A 22244-nucleotide genomic window follows, 5' to 3' on the forward strand; every position below is an offset into this window, starting at 1 on the left:
CTTAGACAGGTAGTTTTTAGAAGTTGATTTGTCCAGCTCCAGCGCCTAGCCCGATCTGAGTCACTTCGGGAAATCCCAAAAAGTCTAAGACCGGACTTTTCGGGATTTTCCTCCAGTGCTTGTCGGGGCTGAACAGGCGCTTCCGCTTTTCTTTGTCCAGCTCCAGCCGCTAGCCCCTCGAGGTCATAAGCCGCTCAGCCAGGGAAAGGAAAAACCGCCTTTCCCCGGCTGATCGTCTTATGCTTGTCGGGGCTGAACGAGCGGATTGCGCTTTTCTTATTTTACAGGTCTTTTTCTGCCCACCGGCCAAAACCTATGAAGCAGGCCTCCGAGGACAATCACAAGGGAGGCAAAATACGGTACACCTTCTATAAAAGAAGGGTGATGAAAGAAAAAGGTCTGAAGCTGATCTTCATGAGAGATCATTTTTCCAGCAGTGAAGGCGAGCATTGCCCCTCCCGCATAGATAAGAGCAGGAAAGGCATCAATCAGCTTTAAGATAAAGCGGCTGCCCCAGATAATAATGGGAATGGAAAAAAACAAGCCGATGATGACGAGTCCGGCATGGCCATTAGCGACACCGGCAACAGCTATCACGTTGTCCAGCCCCATGAGTACGTCCGCTGCCACAATGGTTCTGACTGCTTTCCATAAAGAAGGATGGCTTTCAATCTTGCCGCCGCTGTCTGCCTTGCCTGCAATGAGCTGAAAGGCAATATGCAGGAGAAAAAGACCGCCTGCCAGTTGAACATATGGGATGCGAAGGAGATAAACCGCTCCTGTAGTCAGGGCAGCCCTGAGAACAATGGCAATCACGGTTCCCCAGATGATGGCCTTGTTTCTTTTATCTTCAGGCAAGTTGCGGCTTGCCATGGCAATGACAATTGCGTTATCCCCTCCAAGTATTAAGTCAATTCCAATAATCATGGCGAGTGACAGCAAAAACTCCTGCTCCATGTGCGACCCTCTTTTCCAGCGTTTTTGGAGGATACCTTTTTTGTGTGAATGAACAGCCTGAATCAGGCCCCTGGTGCATGTACAAAATATATGTAAGATGATGTGAAATATGACTGCTGAATGGGTTTATAACTGTTTTCTGAATTTCCCAGGTTTTTTTATTTCATTTGGAAGCTTTTTATCATAAAATAGGAGTACAAGATTTTCTTAAGCAAGAAATGCCTTAAATGCTTGCCGGATTGCACTTGCTAAAAGAGAAAGCCTGGCTGTGCTCAAGTAAAAGCGCTTGCGGTTAAAGACAGCTGATATTGGGTAAAGTGTAGGAAAGCGCACTTATACGGGGGTTTAGTTGTCCCTTCAACAATGACAGAGAAGGGAAGTGTTAATCATGGAAATAGAACGCATTAACGAACATACAGTTAAATTTTACGTTTCGTATGGTGATATAGAAGAACGCGGTTTTGACCGTGATGAGATTTGGTATAACCGGGAAAGAAGCGAAGAACTGTTCTGGGAAATGATGGACGAGGTTCACGAAGAGGAAGACTTCATGATTGAAGGGCCGCTATGGATTCAGGTTCAGGCTCTTGATAAAGGACTTGAAATCATCGTAACAAGAGCACAGCTTTCTAAGGACGGGCAAAAGCTTGAATTGCCGATTCCTGAAGATGGAACAGAGGAAGATATTGAGTCTCTTGTCGATCAGGATTATCCTAAAGCTTCATCCGGCAGCAAAGATCAGAAGGAAGAGGAAATTCAGCTTAAGTTTGTCATTCGATTTGATGACTTTGAAGATCTTGTATCACTGTCAAAAACGAATACGGGCAGCTATGAAAATCGGCTGTATGCAATGGATAATACTTACTACTTGTATGCAGAGTTCGATGAACAGACAGATGACGAAATTGAAAACGCCCTAAGCATCCTGCTTGAATATGGGCATGAATCAAAAGTAAGCATTCACAGGCTTGAAGAGTACGGAAAAGAAGTTATGGGCGAGCTTGCTCTATATACCATCCGCAAGCATTTCAGCTGATACTGACTGGTCTGGAAGCTTCCTTGCCTGCTTAAGGAAGACACACATCCTATATAGCATAGCGATGCCGATTTCAGTTTCCCTGAAATCGGCATTTTTTTCAACTTCCGCTTTCCGGAGTTTATATTATAATAAGCAGAGACGTCTCGATCAGATAGGTGAATTAGATGAAGAATTTTATTCAAGTAATCATATTTACTCTGTGCATAGCGGCCATTGTCCTGGTTACCAAGAATTTTTGGAGCGGATGGATCGTCACAATGATGACGATCATTTTTACGCTTTCCATTATTTTTATAGGGGTATTGATTTTCCTCGAAAACAGGCATCCTACCCAAACCTTAACATGGCTCGTGGTGCTTGGAGCATTTCCGCTCGTTGGCTTTTTCTTTTATCTTTTTTTCGGCAGAAATGTAAGGAAAAAAAGGCTTTTCGAAAAGAAAGCTTTAATTGACAAAAAGGCTTTTTCAGAAGTACAGGACAATCTGCATCGATATGATGAACAGATTGCTGAAATGCCTGATCATCAGCAAATGCTCTTTAAACTCTCTCAAAAGCTGGGTCACACACCGATTTCATTTTCTTCGCAGACTCAGATCTTAACAAATGGTGACGAGACATTCGAAGCCATTATCAGAGAGATTAAAAAAGCAAAGAACTATATCCACCTTGAATACTATATTGTCCGGCATGACCGAATTGGACTGGAGCTTCAGGATGCCCTCATTGAAAAAGCAAGAGAAGGGGTCGACATCCGCTTTCTTTACGATTCGGTCGGCAGCTGGAAGCTTTCCAAGAAATATATCGGAAAAATGACGCGGGCAGGCATCAAAATGATTCCTTTTCTGCCTGTAAAGCTTCCTTTTTTAAGCAATAAAATCAATTTCCGCAATCACAGGAAAATTGTTGTCGTGGACGGCGAAACAGGGTTTATGGGCGGCCTGAATGTTGGTGATGAGTATCTTGGCAGAGATAAGCATTTTGGCTTTTGGCGTGATACTCACATGTTTATCAGCGGAGAAGCTGTCCGAACGCTGGAAATGATTTTTCTGCAGGATTGGTTTTACATGACAGGCGATAAATTGTCTTTTGAACGGTTTCTGCATCCTGTGGAAAAAAAGATTGGAAATACAGGCGGCGTCCAGCTGATTGCCGGAGGACCGGACAACAAATGGGAAGTTATTAAAAACCTTTTCTTTTCGATGATTATTTCAGCTGAAAAATCCATCTGGATTGCTTCCCCTTACTTTGTTCCTGACGAGGATATTCTGTCTGCTATCAGGGTGGCTGCCTTAAGCGGAGTGGATGTTCGGGTTCTAATTCCGCAGCGGCCTGATAAACGGCTTGTTTTTTATGCTTCACGGTCCTATTTCCCAGAACTGCTTGAAGCAGGCGCAAGAATATTCGAGTATAAAAAGGGCTTTATGCACAGCAAAATCATTATTATCGACGGTGAGCTTGCAAGCATTGGAACAGCCAATATGGATATGAGAAGTTTTCATTTGAATTTTGAAGTCAATGCCTTTCTTTATAAAACAGCGAGTACGCAGACGCTTGTGCAGGAATATGAAAACGACCTCGAGGATTCCGCTGAGCTCCTTCCTGAGGCATTTGAAAAAAGACCCTTTTACAAAAAAGTATTTGAATCGTTCGCACGGCTCCTTTCGCCGCTGTTATAAAAAAACTCGCCTCCCGGGGCGAGTTTTTTCAGCTTGAAAAAAGGAGTTGGCAATAATTTGTCGAAACAGCTAACGTAACCCCCGTTCTAATTTCCCTCAAAAAACCTTAAAGGAGCCCCGAAACATGCTGACTGCCCATCTTTCCGACGGCAAGACCCTCAATCTGGCCGCTGGTGTCTTCCAGCCTTCGAGCCTGCATGAACTTAGAAAGACCGCATCATTTTATTGCCCCGTCTGCCAAAAACCAATGGATTTAAAGCTTGGGTCAATCAAAGCCTTTCACTTTGCTCATAAGAGAAACGCAGATTGTCCATATACAGGCGAACCGGAATCAAAGCTTCACCTGGAGGGCAAAACACAGCTTTATGAATGGCTCAATGGCCAGACAGAGGTTTTGCTGGAGCCATATTTAAAGGAGCTGAATCAGCGGCCTGATCTGTTGGCTGCTGGAGCTGCTGCTATTGAATATCAGTGCTCGCTGCTTGATCAGCAGCTATTTGATAAGCGGAATGCCGCTTACCGTGATAATGGGTATGAGCCCATTTGGATTCTCGGAGGAACTCGGATCGCGCGTCTCTCTTCATCCCTTTTTCGTTTTTCCGCTTTTCACTGGCAATGCACAAGGATCGGCGCCGATCATTTCAGGCCTTATCTGCTCTCGTACAGTCCAGGCAGCAAAACCTTTCTCCGGCTTTCCCATCTCATTCCTTTTTCTAAAACCTCTGTATTTGCCAGACAGGAATATCTCCATCTTGACCGCATTTCTTTTAAATCCCTTTTGTCACCGCCAGCCCAAGGCTCTTTTCCTTTCAAAAACTGGGCAGCTAAAGTTAAAAAGCACCGTATGAGCCCCCATTTTCGCTTGTCAGCTGAAGCAGCTTACCTCAAAAATGTCCTATATAACGAGAAAAGCATTCCTTTTTCCTGTATTCCTTCCTATGCCTTCCTGCCGCTCTTATCAGGCTGCTGTTTTGAATCTTCCGTATATGTATGGCAGACACGGCTGCTGTTATGGATTAACAGACAGCCGCTGTCCTGTTTTTTTCATGCTGAAGAAGCCGTTCGCCATGCAGCAATGCTTGTTACCCGGAGGCAGCTCTTTATCAGAAGGCTGCCGCACTGGACAGCATCCGAAAGTATTTCTTTACCAGTTTCAGATTATCTTGATGCCCTTTCCCAGCTGGGTTACTTGCAAAAAGAAGAAGAGAAATACAAAAAGACGGGGAAACTTAATTGGAGAGGGGACCCCGAAGCTCTCATAGAAGAAGATCAGTGCCTGCTGAGCCGCTTTATCAGTGAATGTGATTTGGCGCCGCATATCAATTGACTTTACTGAAGCGCTTTTGCAAGATGAAAGAAGGGGATTTTCCATTTATCCCGAATGTATGTATACCAAGTAATGACATAATAAGATGAAACGGAAAAAGGGGGCATATAAATGTCTGAACAATCAGCTGTGAAAAAGCTGCCTGCGAGAGATGAAGTAGCTGTTGAAGATACGTGGAGACTGGAAGACATTTTTGAAAGTGATGAGGCATGGAATAAGGAATTTGATGAAGTGAAAAATGAACTGCCGAAGCTTGAAGAATTTAAGGGTAAGCTTGGGGATTCTGCGGATTCTCTTTATAAAGCCATGTCCTTTCAAGATTCTCTGACAGAGCGCCTTGGGAAACTGTATACATATGCTCACATGCGCTATGACCAGGATACGGCGAATTCTTTTTACCAGGGTCTGAATGACAGAGCAACAAATCTCTATACACAGGCTTCAAGCATTTCTTCCTTTATGGTTCCAGAAATCCTGACTATTGAAGAAAGCAGGCTGAAGGGCTTTTTGGAAGAAAGCAAAGAGCTGCAGCTTTATTCGCATGCACTTGATGAAATTAACCGCGAGCGGCCTCACATTCTTTCCGCTGAGCAGGAAGCCATTCTGGCACAGGCTTCTGAAGCGCTTGGCGCATCAAGCAGCACATTCGGCATGCTGAATAATGCTGATCTTGAGTTCCCGTCAATTAAAGATGAAGATGGAAATGAAACAGAGGTAACTCATGGCCGTTACATTCGCTTTCTGGAATCAGAAGACAGAAGAGTGCGGCACGATGCCTTTAAAGCAGTTTATGAAACGTACGGCAAATTTAAAAACACGTTTGCCAGCACAATCAGCGGAACAATCAAAAAAGACAATTTTTACGCCACTGTCAGAAAGTATAAGTCAGCCCGTGAAGCAGCGCTCAGCAGCAATAATATACCGGAAACCGTGTATGACCAGCTGGTTTCAACCGTAAACAGCCATCTGCCGCTTCTTCAGCGCTATGTTGAATTGAGAAAGAAAGTGCTGAACCTCGACAGCGTTCATATGTATGATCTTTATACACCGCTTGTGCAGGAAGCAAAAATGGATGTTTCCTATGAAGAAGCCAAGGAGCATATCCTGAAGGGGCTCGAGCCTCTTGGCGAAGAATACCTCGGCATATTAAAAGAAGGCTTTGAAAACCGCTGGGTAGATATTCATGAGAATAAAGGAAAACGAAGCGGTGCTTATTCTTCAGGCACTTATGGAACAAACCCGTATATCCTGATGAACTGGCAGGACAATGTGAATGACATGTTTACCCTTGCTCATGAATTTGGACACTCTGTCCACAGCTATTACACTAGAAAAAACCAGCCTTATCCATATGGAGATTATTCCATCTTTGTGGCTGAAGTGGCTTCCACAACAAATGAGGCTCTCTTGAATGAATATATGCTGAAAACAATTGACGATAAGAAGAAGCGGCTTTATTTGCTGAATCATTACCTGGAAGGCTTCAGGGGAACCGTATTCAGACAAACAATGTTTGCAGAATTTGAGCATCAAATTCACACAAAGGCACAGGAAGGCGAACCGCTCACACCTGAGCTTTTGACAAAGCTGTACTATGACCTGAATAAGAAGTATTTCGGTGAGCACATCACGGTTGATGAAGAAATCGGCCTTGAATGGACCCGGATCCCTCACTTTTATTACAACTACTATGTGTACCAATATGCAACAGGCTTCTCTGCTGCCGCTTCATTAAGCAAGCAAATTCTTGAAGAGGGACAGCCGGCAGTTGAGAGATATATCGAATTCCTGAAAAGCGGAAGCTCCGATTATCCGATTGAGGTCCTGAAAAAAGCTGGAGTGGATATGACCTCCTCCAAGCCGATCGAAGAAGCATGCAAGGTATTTGAGGAAAAGCTGAATGAACTGGAAGAGCTTTTAACAGCTGAATAATTGTAGAAAGCAGGAGAGTGAATGGCTCTCCTGCTTTTTAAAATCCTTTAAAGGTCTTTTTATGGTTCAATTTAAAGATAAAAAGAAAAATGCCTGAGAATAAAAGGGGTCCTGACACATAAAGCGGAAAAAGGTGCATCAGGCCAAGAATATTTAAAAAGAAACTGATCAAAATGAAAAAAAGAAAGGCAGCATATGTAAAAGGCTTCACTGAGGCGTCCTCCTTTTTCGGTACTATTCTTCTTATATGAGAGGGTTAGAAAAGATATGATTGTGACAAATTTGTGAAGAAAGGACTAACCCCTTGTCAAAACTCGACAAGATTTGATATACTCATGATGTGAAATTGATCACATTACAAACATTTACCCCTTTGTTTGACCGTGAAAAATTTCTCCCATCCCCTTTGTTGTCGTTAAGACATAGAAAGTCCATGCTTATCCCGGCATGGACTTTTACGTTTTGGAATTGTAAGCGAATTCAATAAAATGCAGTAGAAAACCGGCCTTTTTCAAAAAGACCGGTTTTAATTAACCAATATATTTCCAATAGGTTCCATACTTTACAGGTACTTTAACTACCTTGCGGGAGAAGACATATTGCTTCATCTTTTTCTCCACTTCTTCAGCTGTCATATTATAGACAAGCGAAATCTCGTGCGTGCCTACAAATTTAAAATAATAAAGAAACACATCGAGAGGAGGCGGCTCAGATGCAGGAGGGGCATCCCCCAGCATTTCGAACAGGACCTGCTCATACATATCATATGGATAATGGCCAGTAACTTTTAACCCTTCATCTTCTACGCGTTCATTGAAGAAAGCTAGGGTAGGAATTTCGGTCACTTCCATTTCGGAAGTAATTTTCAAATCACACTGCAGTGCTTTGGCAGCGCTTGGTGAATGAATGTCTTTTAAAAACTCTTTCTCATCAAGTCCCACATGCCTCGCAATCTCGAGCAGGACTGCTTCATCAGAAACATTCTGCTCTTCTATAAAGAGAACTTCCTGCAGCTTCCGCAAGTAGCGGATGCCGGATTTTCTGCCCTGAAGCTCAGCGCTCTTAATGGCAAGGGAAGCGAGATAAGGAGCAGAAACAAGCTTTTCTGCGTCCACCTTGCCGCAGCAGGAGATTCCAGCCCTGCTCATCGCGGAATCCCAGGCAGTCTCCGGGTTATCAGGTTTTTTGCGGTTCTTCGTATTTAGGGCAGCAAGCCGGCCGCTCAGAATTCGCCGCAAGGTGAAAAAGCGGCCATACTGCATCAGCAGCTTTTTCAAAATAGGATCAAGTGCAAAACATTCTGCGCAAAGCGGATCGATAAACAAGTAAATCTCCAGCGGTTTCTTTGCATTGCCATGGCAATGGGAAAAGAAGTGATCGGCTTGATCAAATCCGTTCAATTTAGGCATCAAGGCTCGTCCTCTTTTGTTCATTATCTGGTGTATTGATCATGTGCTTAGCTGTCAGTTCAAGGCGCTCGTATAAAAACTCACGAATATCGCCCTCTAAACCTACTTCATCCATTGCCTGGCTCATACAGCCAAGCCATGCTTCTGCCCTCGCTTGCGTAACAGGGAACGGCAAATGCCGCGCTCTCAGCATTGGATGCCCATGCTCCTCAGTATAAAGGGATGGGCCTCCTAAATATTGCGTTAAAAATTGTTTCTGCTTTCTGGCTGTTTCCGAAAGATCCTCCGGAAAAATGGGAGCCAACAGAGCATTTTTGTGAACTCTATTATAAAAAGCATCAACAAGCTGAGAAAGAAGCTCTTCTCCTATAACATCATATGGAGATGAATATGATTCTGCCATGTTGATAACTCCTTTTTATACATTTGAACTTATTTTAACAACGGTTTATCAATAGCACAAACAAATCGCATTATGCTAAAAAAGCCGGTCCTATTGGACTGGCTTTTAGTATGCGATAAAAAAGGCGTGATTACCAAAACTCAGGCTAAATAATAGGCAGAAACTTTTTGTACATAATTTCTTGTTTCTTTAAAAGGAGGGATGCCTCCGTGCTTGTCTACATTTCCCGGGCCCGCATTGTAGGCGGCAAGAGCGAGAGGAACATTGCCGTCATACCTGTCGAGCATCTGCTTGAGATATTTGGTTCCGCCCTCGACATTTTGAGAAGGATCAAAAACGTTTGATACTCCCAGCCCCCTTGCTGTAGCCGGCATCAGCTGCATAAGACCTGCAGCCCCTGCGCCGCTTTCAGCATTTGGGTTGAAATTGGACTCCTGCCTGATTACCGCTTTGACCAGCTTTTCATCCACTCCGTGCTTCTCAGCTGCCATTTTAATAATCTGGTCTATATTGCCTGGAGGCTGTTTCAGTGACTGAAGTACAGGGCTTTGGACAGCTGCAGGGAGTGGCATGCTTACTGGAGCTGTCTCTTTTTGGGTGTAAGAAGACTGCTCCGTATCTCCGCCTTCAAGAAATTCTGCAAAAGACTCAAGAATCTGGCTGAAAAATGGGTCATCTGAAGATCCAGCAGGATTTCCCTGCAAGGGTGACTGCATATTTTGAATGGCCTGCAGCTGCATCATTGCCTGGTATTGTCTGATATCCATGAAACTCTCCTTTAATTCTGTCTGGTTTGATATTTCCGCTCATAAAATCGTCTGACTTTATTTTTTGCGGTCCTGACCGGTATATGAAAGCGGGCGAGAAGCGCTTCAAAGGAAATTTTCCCTGCTGCTTCATCCGTCACTTCGTATTCTAATTCATAGTCTTCTATATCTAAATATCGGCTATGATCCAGAACAATTAAGCCATTTTCAAATTTTTTTTCAGCTCTCCATGTTGAGAGCGTGCCAAAGTATTGAAGGCGGGCAGGCGGAACAGACAGCGTTTCAAGCTGCTGCTTGACTTCACCTTCAGGCAGTACGCCGTCCTCTTTCATTGCTTGGGCTGTTTTCTCATCTAACAGCTGCTCAGTTTCAAGCAGGCCTGTTTCGGCAGGCTCCTTTAATGTCAGAATGAATGCCTCTCCTTTTTTCCGGATTCTTAAAGCAGCTTTTTTTTCTTTAATTGAAAAGTCCGGAGTATCAAAATAGTCATTCCTCTGCTCATGAAAATCTTCTTCCTTTAGTTGGAACTCCCGCGCAAGCAGGTCAAATTCCTCTCTCTCAAGCATGTTCTTAAATTCAATTTCGATTTGCTGTCCCATTGTATGTCCCCCGTATGCTATAGTGCTTTTATTATCTCTTTCAGGCCTGTTCATATCAAACTTTATGCTGAAAGAAAGCATTGTGGTAAAATAAAATTGGTTGATTGAACAGAAAGGAGACATTTATGAAAAAAATACTTGTCAGCACAGCAAATAGGAAAGAAGGCAAATTGCTATTTGAAGCAGAGCCTTATGAAGGCAGTACAAACGAGCTTGCTCCAACAGGGCAGATTCTGGCTGATTCAGATCAGTTATCCTTTATATACATACTAGAAAACAGCGAAGAATTTATCTATTTAAACTTGCCGCATCATTTATGGGGGACCATTCATGAAGCGCGAAACAGCGAAACAGAGGCAGCGGTAATGATAAACGGCACAGAAATTAAATTAAACAACTTTTTCCCTGAAATGCAGGCCTTGCTTGAGAACATAAAGGGTAATGCAAATTATGGGGAAGATATGGAAAAGCAGGTTTCTGGGTCTTTCTCACTGTAACGTGCTTCTTTCATGTCTTTGGCAGGGGGATGAAACAATGAAGGAAAAGGAATGGAAGCTGCTGCTGGGCCCATATCGCCAGGCAGTGGATGAATTAAAGGTTAAACTAAAAGGGATTCGAACGGAATTTGAACTGGGGAAGGCTCATTCCCCGATAGAGTTTGTTACAGGGCGCGTCAAGCCCATACCAAGTATTATAGATAAAGCGAGGAGAAAGCAAATCCCGCTGGACAGGCTTGAAGAAGAAATGCAGGATATTGCCGGCCTGCGGATGATGTGCCAGTTCACAGATGATATTAGATCTGTTGTGCACATGCTTCGAAAAAGAAATGACTTTGAAATCGTTGAGGAACGGGATTACATCTCAAATAAAAAAGACAGCGGATACCGTTCCTATCATGTTGTAGCCAAATACCCTGTGCAGACCGCAAATGGAGAAAAGAAAATATTGGTTGAGATTCAAATCAGAACACTTGCCATGAACTTCTGGGCAACCATCGAGCACTCGCTTAATTATAAATACGGCGGCCTGTTCCCTGAGGACATCCAGCTCAGGCTTCAGCGCGCTGCAGAAGCGGCATACAGGCTTGACGAAGAAATGTCGCTCATCAGAGGAGAAATCCAGGAAGCGCAAGTGATCTTTTCACGCAAAGATTCTGAATGACAAAGGGGTTATCAAGCGATGAAATTTGCCATAAAGTCAAAGGGAGATAATGTTTCCAACTCACTTGCCCAAAAAATGAGATCCTATCTGACGGACTTTAAATGCGAATACGACGAAGATCAGCCTGATATCGTTGTATCTGTCGGAGGGGACGGCACGCTGCTTTATGCCTTTCACCGCTACAGAAGCAGGCTGGACAAGACAGCATTTGTCGGTGTTCATACAGGCCATCTCGGATTTTATGCCGACTGGGTGCCGGAGGAAATCGAAAAGCTCGTCATCGCCATCGCCAAAACACCGTTCCAGGTAGTTGAATACCCGATACTGGAAGTCATCGTCCGCCACAATGACGGAGGCAAAGAAGCCCGGTATCTCGCGTTAAATGAATGCACCGTTAAAGCGATCGAAAACTCACTGGTCATGGATGTCGAGATCAAAGGGCAGCTGTTTGAAACCTTCCGAGGCGACGGCCTATGCATCTCAACACCTACTGGAAGCACAGCCTACAACAAAGCGCTGGGAGGCGCCATTCTTCACCCGTCCCTTCGCGCCATCCAGCTTGCCGAAATGGCATCGATTAACAACCGCGTTTTCCGGACAATCGGCTCGCCGCTCATCTTGCCTGAACACCACACATGCAATCTGCGGCCTGTTAATGACGTGGATTTCCAAATCACCATTGACCATTTAACTCTTCTGCATAAAGACGTGAAATCAATCCAATGCAGAGTCGCCAAGGAAAGTGTCCGGTTTGCCCGCTTCAGGCCGTTTCCTTTCTGGAAAAGAGTGCAGGAATCCTTTATTGGAAAATAGAAAGGGATCTCTCTCGTGAAAAGATTTAAACTGCAATGGCAGATTTCCACTAACTGCAGCGGCATGCTGATCCGTGAATATTTGAAATCCAAACACATTTCCAAAAGAGCCCTCACAGACATTAAATTTGCAGGCGGAGACATTCTGCTGAACGGCCAGCACGCAACCGTCAGGCAAGAACTGAAAGAAGGGGACACGCTAGCCGTTCTGTTTCCGGAGGAACAGCCTGGACTATCCATAGTGCCAGAGCCTGTTCCTCTTGACATCGTCTATGAAGACGACCACTGCCTTGTCATCAGCAAGCAGCCAGGCATACCCGTCATCCCTTCCCGCGAGCACTATGGCGGCACCATTGCCAACGGCCTTCTGCATTATTATCAGAAGCACGGCATTTCCTCTACCATTCATCTCGTCAACAGACTAGATAGGGACACATCAGGGCTCATGATCGCAGCAAAACACCGCTTCAGCCATTCGCGCTTTTCCGCCCTTCAAAAAGAAGGGAAAATTAAGCGCACCTATGAAGCGGTTGCTGAAGGCGAAATCCAGCTGCAAAGCGGAACCATCAGCGCCCCAATTGGCAGAGACCCGAACAGCATTATCGCAAGGGAAGTCCGGGAAGACGGCCAGCATGCCGTCACCCATTTTACAGTGATCAGTGTACGGTACGGAAAAACCCGCCTGAGCCTTAAACTGGAAACCGGCAGAACCCACCAAATCCGCGTCCACATGAAAAGCATCGGCCACCCCCTCTGCGGCGACACATTATATGGCGGCAGTCTTGCCAGCATAAATAGACACGCCCTCCACAGCAGCAGGCTTTCCTTTTGGCATCCTTTCCTGGAAAAAGAGATGGTGTTTGAAGCTGAGCTTCCTGAGGATATGAAGCAGCTGATGGAGGAATGAGAAAGCAGCCCTTTGGTGTGAGGAGGGGGCTGCTTTTTTGTGTTTTTATGTTTCTGTGGACCTGTGTCCCCTAGTGTGTGAAGGAACAGGGAGCTGCCTTTGAAAAGCTTGATCTTATAATAGATGGGCTCATGCAGGGACATGGATTTCATGCTTTAGTACGATGAGGGACAAGGGTAAAAAGCCTCCCTTGTCCCCAACCACACTGCGCTGAATAAAATGGATCACCATCCTCCCAGCCAAACCCTAAACCCCAAACCGCGACCCATCATAAGGCATAGAAGACCCTACCCCAACCGTTTCCATTTCAGGATAGCGAAAAGCTGTCAGCTCCCCGCCGAATACAGCACCTGTATCAATGTTCGCCGTGCGGTTTACGATTCTTGGTTCTTTCACAGGGGTATGGCCGTAGATAATCCAGGGCTCTCCTTTGTAGTGCTTTGCCCAGTCTCTTCGTTCAGGGCGGCCGTTTTCAAGTGTCTTGCCTGTTATGTCGCCGTAGAGGACGAATTCTGTTATTTTTTTCCCTTCTTTGCCGATATCCTGCTGTCTGATTCCAGCGTGTGCGACGATTAGTTTGCCGCTGTCGTGGATTTGGTACAGCGGTGACTTTTCATAAAGATTCATAAACTGCTGCTTTATTTGCTTTCTCAGTTTTGGGGTGCTTTCTTCGTATTCTTTTACAGTTGTTTCAAGCCCGTGCGTGATTTGAACTTTGTTGCCTTTAAAATACCGGTAAAGCTTGTTGCAGTGATTGCCCGGAGAATAGAAGGCTTTTTTTTCGTTAACCAGTTTTGCTGCGGTTTCAATTACCTTTAATGAGTCAGGACCTCTGTCGGTCAGATCTCCAAGGAAGGAAAGGAGGCGGCCTTCCGGGTGGACGGGAATTCCTGTTTTCCATGAGTAGCCGAGCTTTTCGGTCAGTTTTTCAAATTCTTTATAGCAGCCATGTATATCGCCGATGATATCGATTTTCACTGTATCACTCCTTTTCCTGCTGTTTTAGATAATTTCCCTTTTCTTTAGCAAAACTATAACGAAGAGGAAAGTCTTTTTTCAAGCAGACTGGCATATTTGTGCCAGATGGATAGGTAATTATGGGTAATGAGAAGTTATGAGTGGAACCAGTCAGCTAATTGGGTTATTGTAAGCAATGGGTTTTAGTTTATAGAGATTATAGCTTTAAAGGGAAAGGTGGCCAGGTCATGAGGGAGTATCAGCAGGCAGTAGAATATGAGGAAGAGCTCCTTTTTGAATATCTTGAAGCAGATAATATTGATTCCTTCAGAGAAGTGTTCGGCGGCCTTTATCATTTTGATCAGGCGAAGTGGTTTGTCAAACTGGAGCAAGATGATCGATTGCGGATGTATGGCTATTTGTCACCGGAAGAGATGGCGGCCGTTTTTGAAAATATCGGGGAAGAGAATGAAGATTACGAAGCTTACTTATCAGAGATGGATCCTGTTTATGCAGCGCAGATGCTGGAGCAGATGTATGCAGATGATGCGGTAGATGTTCTGAATGAGATTGATCACATTCAGGCGCAGGGGTATTTAAATTTGATGGAGGACCAGGCTGCACAGGAAATCCGCGATCTTCTTCATTATAAAGAGTACACAGCAGGAAGCATTATGACGACAGAGCTGGTTGCTGTGTTTCCGCACCAAACGGTGAAGTCTGTCCTTCGGCTCTTGAAGAGGGAAGCGCCGAATGCGGAGACCATTTACTATACGTATGTAGTGGATGATGAGCGGAGGCTTGCGGGGGTCATTTCTCTTCGCGATTTAATTGTCGGTGAGGATAATGATCTGATTGCAGAAATAATGAATAAGCGGGTTTACTCTGTTTCGGTTCATGAGGATCAGGAGGAAGTCGCAAGAAAAATTCAAAATTATAATTTTATGGCTGTGCCTGTCGTGGATGATGAAGATCATTTAGTCGGCATTATTACTGTTGATGATATCGTGGATGTTATCCGCGAGGAGGCGACAGATGATTATTCAAAGCTCGCTGCTCTTCCTGACGAGGAGCTGGGAGAGTCAGGGCCATTTGCTTCTGCCAAAAGGCGTCTGCCCTGGCTGTTAGGTTTGCTTGTACTCGGCATGGCCACTTCGGCAATGGTGAGTTATTTTGAAAATCCTTTAAAAGAGCTTACCGTGCTGTTCGCGTTTGTGCCTCTTGTGGCAGCGATGGCTGGAAATTCAGGTATTCAGGCACTCGCTTCTTCTTTAAGGAGAATAGCGGATCGCAGAGAAGAGCCGGGGATGGGGAAAAATGTGGCGAAAGAGGCTGCCGCAGCGGTTCTGACAGGGGCTTCCACAGGTGTATTTGCATTTTTAATCATTTTTATATGGAAGGGAAGCCTTGCTCTTGGATTGCTTGTCGGTGCTTCGATCTTGATTGCCTTAATTGTTTCTGCAGTGATCGGGTCGATTATTCCTCTAGTGATGACAAGGCTGAAAGTGGATCCGGCGTTTGCGTCAGGTCCGTTCATTACAACTCTGAATGATTTTATCAGTATTCTTATTTATTTGTCTCTTGCAGCTGCATTTGCGAAACAGCTGCTTTAGCCCATTCTAAAAAGGAGGCCTGAAGATGGAACATCAAGCATCAGTAGCATCACTCGTTATTGTCATCCTTGTAGCGTTTTTAACACCAATCTTAATGCATCGGTTCAGGCTGAATTTTATGCCGGTTATTGTGGCGGAAATTCTAATGGGGCTGGTGATTGGGGAAAGCGGCTTTAACATTGTTCATGAGGACACATGGCTAACGACGCTTTCTACGCTCGGATTTATTTTTCTTATGTTTTTAAGCGGACTTGAGATTGATTTTTCCGTATTTTCAAGCGGCAAAAAAAAGGAAATACTGCCTTCAGGCAAAGAGGCGCCGAATACGTTTACCGCATCGTTTTTAATATTTGCCGGAATTTTTGTTCTTTCGCTTGTCCTATCCTATGGCTTTGTCCTGGCTGGATTTGTGAAAAATGTCTTTCTGATGACACTGATCATTTCAACGATTTCTCTCGGTGTGGTTGTTCCGACATTAAAAGAAGTAAATTTGATGAAATCTAACATTGGGCAGATTATTTTGCTTGTTGCGGTTATCGCCGATTTGGCTACGATGATTCTGCTTGCCGTGTTTGCTTCCGTTTTTGGAGACGGCAACAGCAATACTTGGCTGTTGCTTGTCTTATTCGCCGCAGGTGTGGGGCTCTATTTTGTCGGCAGAGTTTTTCAAAAGCGTTCTTTTATTCAAAGCATGTCAAAGGGAACCGTTCAAATCGGTACTAGGGCTGTTTTTACCTTGATTATTGTTCTTGTGGCCGTTTCGGAAACGATTGGGGCTGAAAACATTTTGGGCGCCTTTTTGGCTGGAGTGCTTGTTTCGCTTCTTTCCCCGAATAAGGAGCTGGTTCAGAAGCTGGATTCCTTTGGCTATGGCTTCTTAATCCCGATTTTCTTCGTGATGATTGGCGTTAAGCTGGATATATGGGGTCTTTTTAAGGAGCCGAAAATCCTGGCGTTGATCCCGCTTCTCCTTGCCGCACTCTTTTTATCAAAGCTTCTGCCGGTATACCTTCTTAAACGATGGTATGACCAAAAAACAGCAGTCGCGTCTGGTTTTTTATTAACATCTACCTTGTCGCTTGTTATCGCCGCAGCCACCATCGGTGAAAAAGCAGGTGTGATTGATGCCAAAATATCTGGAGCTTTTGTCCTTGTAGCCGTTTTATCAAGCATAATTGCACCGATTGGTTTTAAGAAGCTTTTCCCGCTGCATAAAGTAAATACGGTAAAGCAAAGAGTGGCCTTTGTCGGCGCAAATCAGATGTCACTGCCTGTTACAAGAGAGCTTGAAAGCAGTCTTTATGAAGCGGCTGTCTATCATACCCGGCAGGATAAAATGGAAAAACAGATCGCAGAGTCTCTTTTCACCATTCATGATTTGGATGATTATGATCCAGCTACGCTGAAGAAAAACGGGGTTTTCGAGGCGGATATTCTTGTGGCCTCAACAGGAGAGGAAGAACAGAATGCCGAGATTGCTTTGCTTGCTAAAAAGGAAGGTGTGAAAAGAGTCATCGCTGTGATCAGCTCACCTGAATTGGAAGAGAAGGCAAAAGAAGCAGGAGTGGAAATTTTCTCTGTTTTTACCTCAACGAAAACTCTTCTCAGAGTGATGATTGAATCACCGCATGTGATGGAGGTTTTGACAAATGATGAGTCAGCCCTTTATGAAGTGGAAATGAAGACGCCGAAATATCATAAAATGATGCTCAGGCATTTTCCGTTCACAGGCGACTTGATCTTTATCAGGATTTTCAGGGGAAAGGATTCCCTCATTCCTCATGGAGACACAGAGCTTTTAGCCGGAGACCGCCTCCTCGTTTCAGGGACAAAACAGTATGTCAATGAGCTGAGGAAAGAACTGGAACGGTAGCTTGGCTTCTTCGGAAAACGTTCTGTTTTTTTAAAAGGAAAAATGCTATGATTATAACCAGGTATTAATAACTTGTATAAAAAATAGGAGGACTTCTATATGAAATTTTCGATGGAGGGCCGCAATATCGTTGTCATGGGTGTGGCGAATAAGCGCAGCATCGCATGGGGAATTGCCAGATCCCTGCATGATGCGGGGGCAAGGCTCATTTTTACATACGCTGGTGAAAGACTTGAAAAATCCGTTCGTGAACTGGCAGATTCACTGGATCGAAAGGATTCCATCATTCTTCCATGCGACATTACTAACGACGAAGAAATTGTCAAATGCTTCGAAGAAATTAAAAACCAGGTTCAGGTTGTTCACGGGCTTGCACACTGTATCGCCTTTGCCAACAAAGAAGATCTGGCAGGGGAATTTGTAGACACTTCCCGTGAAGGTTTTCTGCTGTCTCACAACATCAGCTCATACTCTCTGACAGCTGTCGCAAGAGCAGTAAAACCGCTTATGACGGAAGGCGGCAGCATCGTAACGCTGACTTATCTCGGAGGCGAGCGTGTTGTTTCCAACTACAACGTAATGGGAGTAGCAAAAGCATCCCTTGACGCAAGCGTGAAATACCTTGCAGCAGATCTTGGCAAGGACGGCATCCGTGTAAACTCAATCTCAGCCGGCCCGATCCGCACCCTTTCTGCAAAAGGAATCAGCGACTTTAACTCCATCCTGAAAGAAATTGAAGAAAGAGCGCCGCTGCGCCGCACAACAACACCTGAAGAAGTCGGCGACACAGCCCTCTTCCTCTTCAGTGACTTGTCCCGCGGCATGACAGGTGAAAACCTTCACGTCGACTCAGGCTTCCATATTATTGGCAGGTAATGCTGTCCGAACTGACCCTGTATTGTAAACAGGGTCATTTTTTTATTGTGGAGAGAGAGCTGAGATTGGAAATGGAGCCTGTGGATTAGAGGGGGGAGCTGCGTGTATGGGCGGAGCTGAACGAGCCGCCTCCGCATTTCTATACATTTTCATCATTTTTCCCGCATAAACTGGTTCTTGAGAACAGGCAATGGGGGTGCTGGTGTGATTAAGTCGACGAAGGGTTATGAGGGTAAGCCTCTTATGTATATTGTGCAGCCGGAGTATAGGGATATAAAAGCTGAGATGCAGACGCTTGTGGTGAAAAAGACGAAAAAGGCTGAACCGAAGGCAGCGGCAGTGCTTCCTGAGCCGGCAGCAGCGGCTGAGGAGTCTACGGAGCTTTCTGATACTGTGGAGGCGGCGGCTGAAGGCCCTGCATTTGTCAGGGCAGAGACGGAACAGCTGACAGATCAGACAGGTGCTGAATCTCCCCATGCAGAAGACAGGCAGGGCATTTTGAAGGCTGAGCTTGTGCAGGAAAAGCCGGCAGCGGAAGAGGAGCAGTCTGTTCAGAGACGGCCCCGAAAGCAGGTGAGCCAGATGACGATTGCAGAGAAGGTGGAGTTTGTGACAAATCTTCCTGTTAATATTCCACGGACGCTTTGCCATATAGAGCTTGAGAATGGCTCGCGGAGAGGAATGATTGTGTCAGAGGTGGATGGAATTGTGACGATCCAGGCGACGACAAGCTCGCAGCCTTTGAAGGTCAGGATGGATGAAATCAAGGCGATTCATTTGCTTGGGTTTTGACCGTAAACAGGAAAAAATGGTTCCTTTTTAAGGAACCATTTTTTGGTTAGTTCGTTCTGTTAATCAGACGCGGATTCAAACATTGGATAGCACAGAAGCAATTTAGATCAACTTCGATGCAGGAATCGGTCTTTTCAAGGCGGAACACTTGGCATGGGTCGTCGCTGTGGAAATCAAGAACATTTTTGTGTTCGTCAAATGCGATGAGCAGGCGGAGAGTAGCACAGCATTCTCTGACGTTTTCAACACGGAAAAATACGGTATTAAAGCAATCGCCTGATTGAAGTCCGCCTACGTTTCCAAATGCATGGAACGGTTTGCCCTTTTGTGTAAAAAGGATGAATGGAATCGTGTCGCCGAGCGTATTTGAAGGTGAAAGCAGGTTTGAAAAGCAGCTTGTCGGGCAATTTTCTTCTACTGCATTTTGAAGGTCATTGATATTTTGAACTGCTTCGCATACGCAGGTAAAGTATGTTTTAGAACTCATTTTTTTCCCTCCCACCTAAGGTATTTATCCCTATTAGGATAGCTTGGTACAAGATAATTGGTGCTAGGGAAGATGCCCAATTTTTAAAAATCGCTTATTCAGCAGGGATTCGATCATTCAGCATATTCCAAAGCGCAGAAACTGCTCCGCTTTTTCAAAAAGAATTAAAAAAAGACTACCGGTTGCGGCAGTCTATTTGTTGGTTAACCATGATGATGTTTTTTCTGTTGCGGCATTGCTCTGTTAACTAGATCTGGAGATAGACATTGGATCGCACAGAAGCAAAGGAGATCCACTTCAATGCAGAAGTCTGTTTTTTCCAGGCCGAAAAATTCTGGATCGCAAGGATCGCATACGCTGATTGTTTCGCCTTTCACGTTTACTGGTCTCAGCAATGAAAGGGTGGCACAGCAGCCGTTCAAATTCTCAACGCGGAAGAAAATAGTTTGGAAGCAATGATTGTCATCTGAAAATCCGCCTACGTTGCCGAAAGCACTGAAAAGATTTCCTTTTTTATCGAACAATAGAAAAGGAATGGTATCTCTTCCTGGAGCCATAGTAGGGCTTAGCAGGTTGCTGAAACAGCTGGTTGGGCATTGTTCTTCAACAGCATCCTGTTCAGCTTTAATATTCTCAACAGCTCTGCATACGCAGTTTACGTCGTATTGATCATGTGACTTATGTCCGCAGCTCACGCTTTTCAACTCCTCATATATGGTTAATTGACCTTGGTCTTTAACAACATATGTGCCTCTGCCTTGTTTGGTGTGGGTCATCATCATGGTTTATGAGGGGGGAAAACGTTTTTCCCTGATTTTTTGCAAGATCAGAAAATATAAAAATTTCTTGGACATCCCGATTGCTTGGGTAAGCCGGTGAGACGCTTTGTAAAAAAGCCTATGACAGGGCTTTTCTAAATTGTTCAGGTCCAGCCGCTAGCCCCTCGAGGTCATAAGCCGCTCATCCAGGGAAAGGAAAGACCGCCTTTCCCCGGCTGATCGTCTTATGCTTGTCGGGGCTGAACGAGCGGCTTCCGCTTTTCTTGATCCAGCTCCAGCCGCTAGCCCCTCGAGGTCATAAGCCGCTCATCCAGGGAAAGGAACGACCGCCTTTCCCCGGCTGATCGTCTTATGCTTGTCGGGGCTGAACGAGCGGCTTCCGCTTTTCTATACAAAAAGAAAAAGCAGGGTGGATGCCCTGCTTCTTCGCGGTTCTTACAGAATGCCGATGGATACAACAAGCGCAATAAGAATTTGCAGCAATGCTTGAAGGGAAAGAGCCACTTCAGTGTCAGTTGTGCTTACGTCTACATTGCGGGAATTTTCGATGATCAATTTTTGGTTTTGTGCCTGGCGGAAGGAAGCTCTTTGAAGCAATTCTTGAGTTACTGTTTCAGCGCGCTGGGAGTCAGCAATTGTAAGGTTGATGACAAGAGCAATTCCTACTTGAAGAGCAGCCTGCAAGGAAGCAGCAACTTGAGTTTCTGTAGTGGATACTTCGATATCGCAAGAATCTCTGATGATGATGACTTCGTTAGAAGATTGGCTGGATTCAACAACCTGATCAGCTTCCTGCTCAACACCTCTGTTGAAATCACTGCACCATTTGTTGCCTGAATTCTCAGCGCTTTCTGTCGGATGGCAAGAACCTTTATCAAGGGCTACCCATGAGTAAGATCTAGTTTCCATGAATTTGTTTCCTCCTTTCATTTACTACATTAAATGATGGTCACCCGTCTTTGGTATGAGACAATCAACTAGTTTTGAGAACCCATTTTTAGATTAATTGTCTTCCGTATTTTTCTGAAGCATTTCACGGAGGGTTTTATTTTTAGGTGCATCTTCTGTTTCCTTTGCATCTTCTGTTACTTTTTTAGCTGGATTGGTTAAAAATTCATCCACTCTTGTTTGCAGATCAAACACGACACTGCGGAGTTTTTCTTTTTGCTCGTCTGTCAGCTGGCGGCGTGATTCTTTGTCTACCTTGTTTTTGGATAGAACGTCAGAAACAAACAGCTGCATAAGCGTGGAAGAAATCTCGGTTAATTTGTCTTTGTTTTCAGACATGGTTGTCACTCCTTTTCGAAGAGATTAAAGGGTTAAAGGATGCCAATTTGCACGAGAAGCGCGAGCAGGATCTGGATCATCAGCTGCAGGGATAAGGCCGCATCCGTCTGAAGAGATGTGATGGAAACGTCATGCGAGTTAATGATGATTAGTTTTCTCTTCTGGATCTGCCTTGTGAAGATACTTTGCAATAGCTGTTCTGTAACCTTTTCTGCTCTTTCGCTGTCCGCAATGGATAGATTGATGGCAAGTGCTATGGCTGTTTGAATGGCGGCTTGAAGGGAGAGCGCTGCTTCAACATTTGTCGTGACGATTGTAATGTTGCTGGAATCCTTTATATAGATATATTCCTCAGCATCCTGAATGGTTTCCTCAGCCTGTACAGCTGTTTCGGATACCTGCCCTTGTTCTTCTGCTGCGGGCTGGTTTGCAGACAATTGATTCACTCCTTTCCCCTATAGAGATAGTTAATGCAGGACCGTTCCATTTGGAATGGGAAAAATAGAGATTCGAGAACCCATTTTTAAGGCAAATATGGAATTTGCGCACAAGAGCGGTAATGGCGACATATTTTGAAGGCCGCTTCATACG

At 44.8% G+C, this 22244-nt stretch carries 24 protein-coding genes; 12 read left to right on the plus strand and 12 right to left on the minus strand.

Translation table 11 applies throughout. The features are described from left to right. Positions 1 to 276: 276 nt before the first annotated feature. Positions 277 to 957, minus strand: coding sequence for a TerC family protein (locus tag LRR81_RS12030; protein WP_231789619.1), 681 nt, complete (start codon positions 955 to 957; stop codon positions 277 to 279). Positions 958 to 1345: 388 nt separating this feature from the next. Here LRR81_RS12030 and mecA point away from each other — a divergent pair, with 388 nt between their 5' ends. From mecA to pepF, 4 genes are all read left to right on the plus strand, one after another. Then, entirely contained in the window at positions 1346 to 1993 is a 648-nt protein-coding gene (gene mecA / locus LRR81_RS12035; RefSeq protein WP_231789620.1) for an adaptor protein MecA, read from the plus strand. Between the two features lie 167 nt (positions 1994 to 2160). Beyond that, complete coding sequence (gene cls / locus LRR81_RS12040) at positions 2161 to 3672, plus strand: cardiolipin synthase (protein ID WP_231789621.1); 1512 nt, start codon at positions 2161 to 2163, stop codon at positions 3670 to 3672. Between the two features lie 124 nt (positions 3673 to 3796). Beyond that, positions 3797 to 4999, plus strand: a complete 1203-nt coding sequence (locus LRR81_RS12045) for a competence protein CoiA (RefSeq protein WP_231789622.1) — start codon at positions 3797 to 3799, stop codon at positions 4997 to 4999. 111 nt (positions 5000 to 5110) lie between these two features. After that, positions 5111 to 6931: an oligoendopeptidase F gene (pepF, locus tag LRR81_RS12050; RefSeq protein WP_231789623.1), complete on the plus strand. Its 1821-nt coding sequence runs from the start codon at positions 5111 to 5113 to the stop codon at positions 6929 to 6931. 37 nt (positions 6932 to 6968) lie between these two features. On the opposite strand, the gene LRR81_RS12055 is transcribed toward pepF, so the two are convergent. From LRR81_RS12055 to LRR81_RS12075, 5 genes are all read right to left on the minus strand, one after another. Beyond that, positions 6969 to 7070, minus strand: a complete 102-nt coding sequence (locus LRR81_RS12055; RefSeq protein ID WP_231789736.1) for a hypothetical protein — start codon at positions 7068 to 7070, stop codon at positions 6969 to 6971. A 391-nt stretch (positions 7071 to 7461) separates the two neighbouring features. Continuing rightward, positions 7462 to 8340 (minus strand): ClpXP adapter SpxH family protein, encoded by an 879-nt coding sequence (locus LRR81_RS12060; protein ID WP_231789737.1) that lies wholly within the window; start codon positions 8338 to 8340, stop codon positions 7462 to 7464. Continuing rightward, positions 8333 to 8743, minus strand: a complete 411-nt coding sequence (locus LRR81_RS12065; RefSeq protein WP_231789624.1) for a globin domain-containing protein — start codon at positions 8741 to 8743, stop codon at positions 8333 to 8335. The genes LRR81_RS12060 and LRR81_RS12065 overlap by 8 nt, the downstream gene beginning before the upstream one ends. Positions 8744 to 8883: 140 nt before the next feature. Then, the gene (locus LRR81_RS12070) at positions 8884 to 9510 is read right to left on the minus strand and encodes a lytic transglycosylase domain-containing protein (protein WP_231789625.1); all 627 of its coding nucleotides are present in this window, start codon (positions 9508 to 9510) and stop codon (positions 8884 to 8886) included. An 11-nt stretch (positions 9511 to 9521) separates the two neighbouring features. Beyond that, complete coding sequence (locus tag LRR81_RS12075; RefSeq protein WP_231789626.1) at positions 9522 to 10109, minus strand: CYTH domain-containing protein; 588 nt, start codon at positions 10107 to 10109, stop codon at positions 9522 to 9524. Positions 10110 to 10234: 125 nt separating this feature from the next. Here LRR81_RS12075 and LRR81_RS12080 point away from each other — a divergent pair, with 125 nt between their 5' ends. From LRR81_RS12080 to LRR81_RS12095, 4 genes are read left to right on the plus strand one after another with little or no spacing between them, the layout of a single operon-like run. Beyond that, a complete protein-coding gene (locus LRR81_RS12080; RefSeq protein ID WP_231789627.1) occupies positions 10235 to 10606 on the plus strand; it encodes a UPF0738 family protein in 372 nt (123 codons plus the stop codon). A 37-nt stretch (positions 10607 to 10643) separates the two neighbouring features. Further along, a complete protein-coding gene (locus LRR81_RS12085; RefSeq protein ID WP_231789628.1) occupies positions 10644 to 11270 on the plus strand; it encodes a GTP pyrophosphokinase in 627 nt (208 codons plus the stop codon). Between the two features lie 18 nt (positions 11271 to 11288). Continuing rightward, positions 11289 to 12083, plus strand: coding sequence for an NAD kinase (locus LRR81_RS12090; protein WP_231789629.1), 795 nt, complete (start codon positions 11289 to 11291; stop codon positions 12081 to 12083). A gap of 15 nt (positions 12084 to 12098) precedes the next feature. After that, the gene (locus LRR81_RS12095; protein ID WP_231789630.1) at positions 12099 to 12989 is read left to right on the plus strand and encodes an RluA family pseudouridine synthase; all 891 of its coding nucleotides are present in this window, start codon (positions 12099 to 12101) and stop codon (positions 12987 to 12989) included. Positions 12990 to 13235: 246 nt separating this feature from the next. Here LRR81_RS12095 and prpE read toward each other — a convergent pair whose 3' ends face one another. Further along, a complete protein-coding gene (gene prpE / locus LRR81_RS12100) occupies positions 13236 to 13967 on the minus strand; it encodes a bis(5'-nucleosyl)-tetraphosphatase PrpE (RefSeq protein ID WP_231789631.1) in 732 nt (243 codons plus the stop codon). Positions 13968 to 14194: 227 nt separating this feature from the next. Here prpE and mgtE point away from each other — a divergent pair, with 227 nt between their 5' ends. From mgtE to LRR81_RS12120, 4 genes are all read left to right on the plus strand, one after another. After that, complete coding sequence (gene mgtE / locus LRR81_RS12105) at positions 14195 to 15559, plus strand: magnesium transporter (RefSeq protein WP_231789632.1); 1365 nt, start codon at positions 14195 to 14197, stop codon at positions 15557 to 15559. Between the two features lie 25 nt (positions 15560 to 15584). Further along, entirely contained in the window at positions 15585 to 17432 is a 1848-nt protein-coding gene (locus tag LRR81_RS12110) for a monovalent cation:proton antiporter family protein (RefSeq protein ID WP_231789633.1), read from the plus strand. Positions 17433 to 17531: 99 nt separating this feature from the next. After that, positions 17532 to 18308: an enoyl-ACP reductase FabI gene (gene fabI, locus LRR81_RS12115; RefSeq protein ID WP_231789634.1), complete on the plus strand. Its 777-nt coding sequence runs from the start codon at positions 17532 to 17534 to the stop codon at positions 18306 to 18308. 204 nt (positions 18309 to 18512) lie between these two features. Continuing rightward, positions 18513 to 19100, plus strand: a complete 588-nt coding sequence (locus tag LRR81_RS12120) for a CotO family spore coat protein (RefSeq protein ID WP_231789635.1) — start codon at positions 18513 to 18515, stop codon at positions 19098 to 19100. A gap of 46 nt (positions 19101 to 19146) precedes the next feature. Here LRR81_RS12120 and LRR81_RS12125 read toward each other — a convergent pair whose 3' ends face one another. From LRR81_RS12125 to LRR81_RS12145, 5 genes are all read right to left on the minus strand, one after another. Then, positions 19147 to 19587: a CotY/CotZ family spore coat protein gene (locus LRR81_RS12125; protein WP_231789636.1), complete on the minus strand. Its 441-nt coding sequence runs from the start codon at positions 19585 to 19587 to the stop codon at positions 19147 to 19149. A gap of 203 nt (positions 19588 to 19790) precedes the next feature. Then, positions 19791 to 20282, minus strand: coding sequence for a CotY/CotZ family spore coat protein (locus tag LRR81_RS12130; RefSeq protein WP_231789637.1), 492 nt, complete (start codon positions 20280 to 20282; stop codon positions 19791 to 19793). Positions 20283 to 20801: 519 nt separating this feature from the next. Further along, the gene (locus LRR81_RS12135) at positions 20802 to 21275 is read right to left on the minus strand and encodes a spore coat protein (protein ID WP_231789638.1); all 474 of its coding nucleotides are present in this window, start codon (positions 21273 to 21275) and stop codon (positions 20802 to 20804) included. Between the two features lie 93 nt (positions 21276 to 21368). Continuing rightward, positions 21369 to 21653, minus strand: coding sequence for a hypothetical protein (locus LRR81_RS12140; protein WP_231789639.1), 285 nt, complete (start codon positions 21651 to 21653; stop codon positions 21369 to 21371). Positions 21654 to 21685: 32 nt separating this feature from the next. Then, on the minus strand, positions 21686 to 22090 hold the full coding sequence (locus LRR81_RS12145; protein ID WP_231789640.1) for a spore coat protein: 405 nt from the start codon (positions 22088 to 22090) through the stop codon (positions 21686 to 21688). Between the last annotated feature and the right edge of the window lie 154 nt (positions 22091 to 22244).

Origin of the sequence: Metabacillus kandeliae (genome assembly GCF_021166585.1) — a bacterium.
Classification (GTDB): domain Bacteria; phylum Bacillota; class Bacilli; order Bacillales; family Bacillaceae; genus Metabacillus_B; species Metabacillus_B kandeliae.

Coding starts and splice junctions, on each gene's coding strand:
- LRR81_RS12030 (WP_231789619.1), bottom strand. CDS start 957: ATGGAGCAGGAGTTTTTGCTGTCACTCGCCATGATTATTGGAATTGAC.
- mecA (WP_231789620.1), top strand. CDS start 1,346: ATGGAAATAGAACGCATTAACGAACATACAGTTAAATTTTACGTTTCG.
- cls (WP_231789621.1), top strand. CDS start 2,161: ATGAAGAATTTTATTCAAGTAATCATATTTACTCTGTGCATAGCGGCC.
- LRR81_RS12045 (WP_231789622.1), top strand. CDS start 3,797: ATGCTGACTGCCCATCTTTCCGACGGCAAGACCCTCAATCTGGCCGCT.
- pepF (WP_231789623.1), top strand. CDS start 5,111: ATGTCTGAACAATCAGCTGTGAAAAAGCTGCCTGCGAGAGATGAAGTA.
- LRR81_RS12055 (WP_231789736.1), bottom strand. CDS start 7,070: ATGCACCTTTTTCCGCTTTATGTGTCAGGACCCCTTTTATTCTCAGGC.
- LRR81_RS12060 (WP_231789737.1), bottom strand. CDS start 8,340: ATGCCTAAATTGAACGGATTTGATCAAGCCGATCACTTCTTTTCCCAT.
- LRR81_RS12065 (WP_231789624.1), bottom strand. CDS start 8,743: ATGGCAGAATCATATTCATCTCCATATGATGTTATAGGAGAAGAGCTT.
- LRR81_RS12070 (WP_231789625.1), bottom strand. CDS start 9,510: ATGGATATCAGACAATACCAGGCAATGATGCAGCTGCAGGCCATTCAA.
- LRR81_RS12075 (WP_231789626.1), bottom strand. CDS start 10,109: ATGGGACAGCAAATCGAAATTGAATTTAAGAACATGCTTGAGAGAGAG.
- LRR81_RS12080 (WP_231789627.1), top strand. CDS start 10,235: ATGAAAAAAATACTTGTCAGCACAGCAAATAGGAAAGAAGGCAAATTG.
- LRR81_RS12085 (WP_231789628.1), top strand. CDS start 10,644: ATGAAGGAAAAGGAATGGAAGCTGCTGCTGGGCCCATATCGCCAGGCA.
- LRR81_RS12090 (WP_231789629.1), top strand. CDS start 11,289: ATGAAATTTGCCATAAAGTCAAAGGGAGATAATGTTTCCAACTCACTT.
- mgtE (WP_231789632.1), top strand. CDS start 14,195: ATGAGGGAGTATCAGCAGGCAGTAGAATATGAGGAAGAGCTCCTTTTT.
- LRR81_RS12110 (WP_231789633.1), top strand. CDS start 15,585: ATGGAACATCAAGCATCAGTAGCATCACTCGTTATTGTCATCCTTGTA.
- fabI (WP_231789634.1), top strand. CDS start 17,532: ATGAAATTTTCGATGGAGGGCCGCAATATCGTTGTCATGGGTGTGGCG.
- LRR81_RS12125 (WP_231789636.1), bottom strand. CDS start 19,587: ATGAGTTCTAAAACATACTTTACCTGCGTATGCGAAGCAGTTCAAAAT.
- LRR81_RS12135 (WP_231789638.1), bottom strand. CDS start 21,275: ATGGAAACTAGATCTTACTCATGGGTAGCCCTTGATAAAGGTTCTTGC.
- LRR81_RS12140 (WP_231789639.1), bottom strand. CDS start 21,653: ATGTCTGAAAACAAAGACAAATTAACCGAGATTTCTTCCACGCTTATG.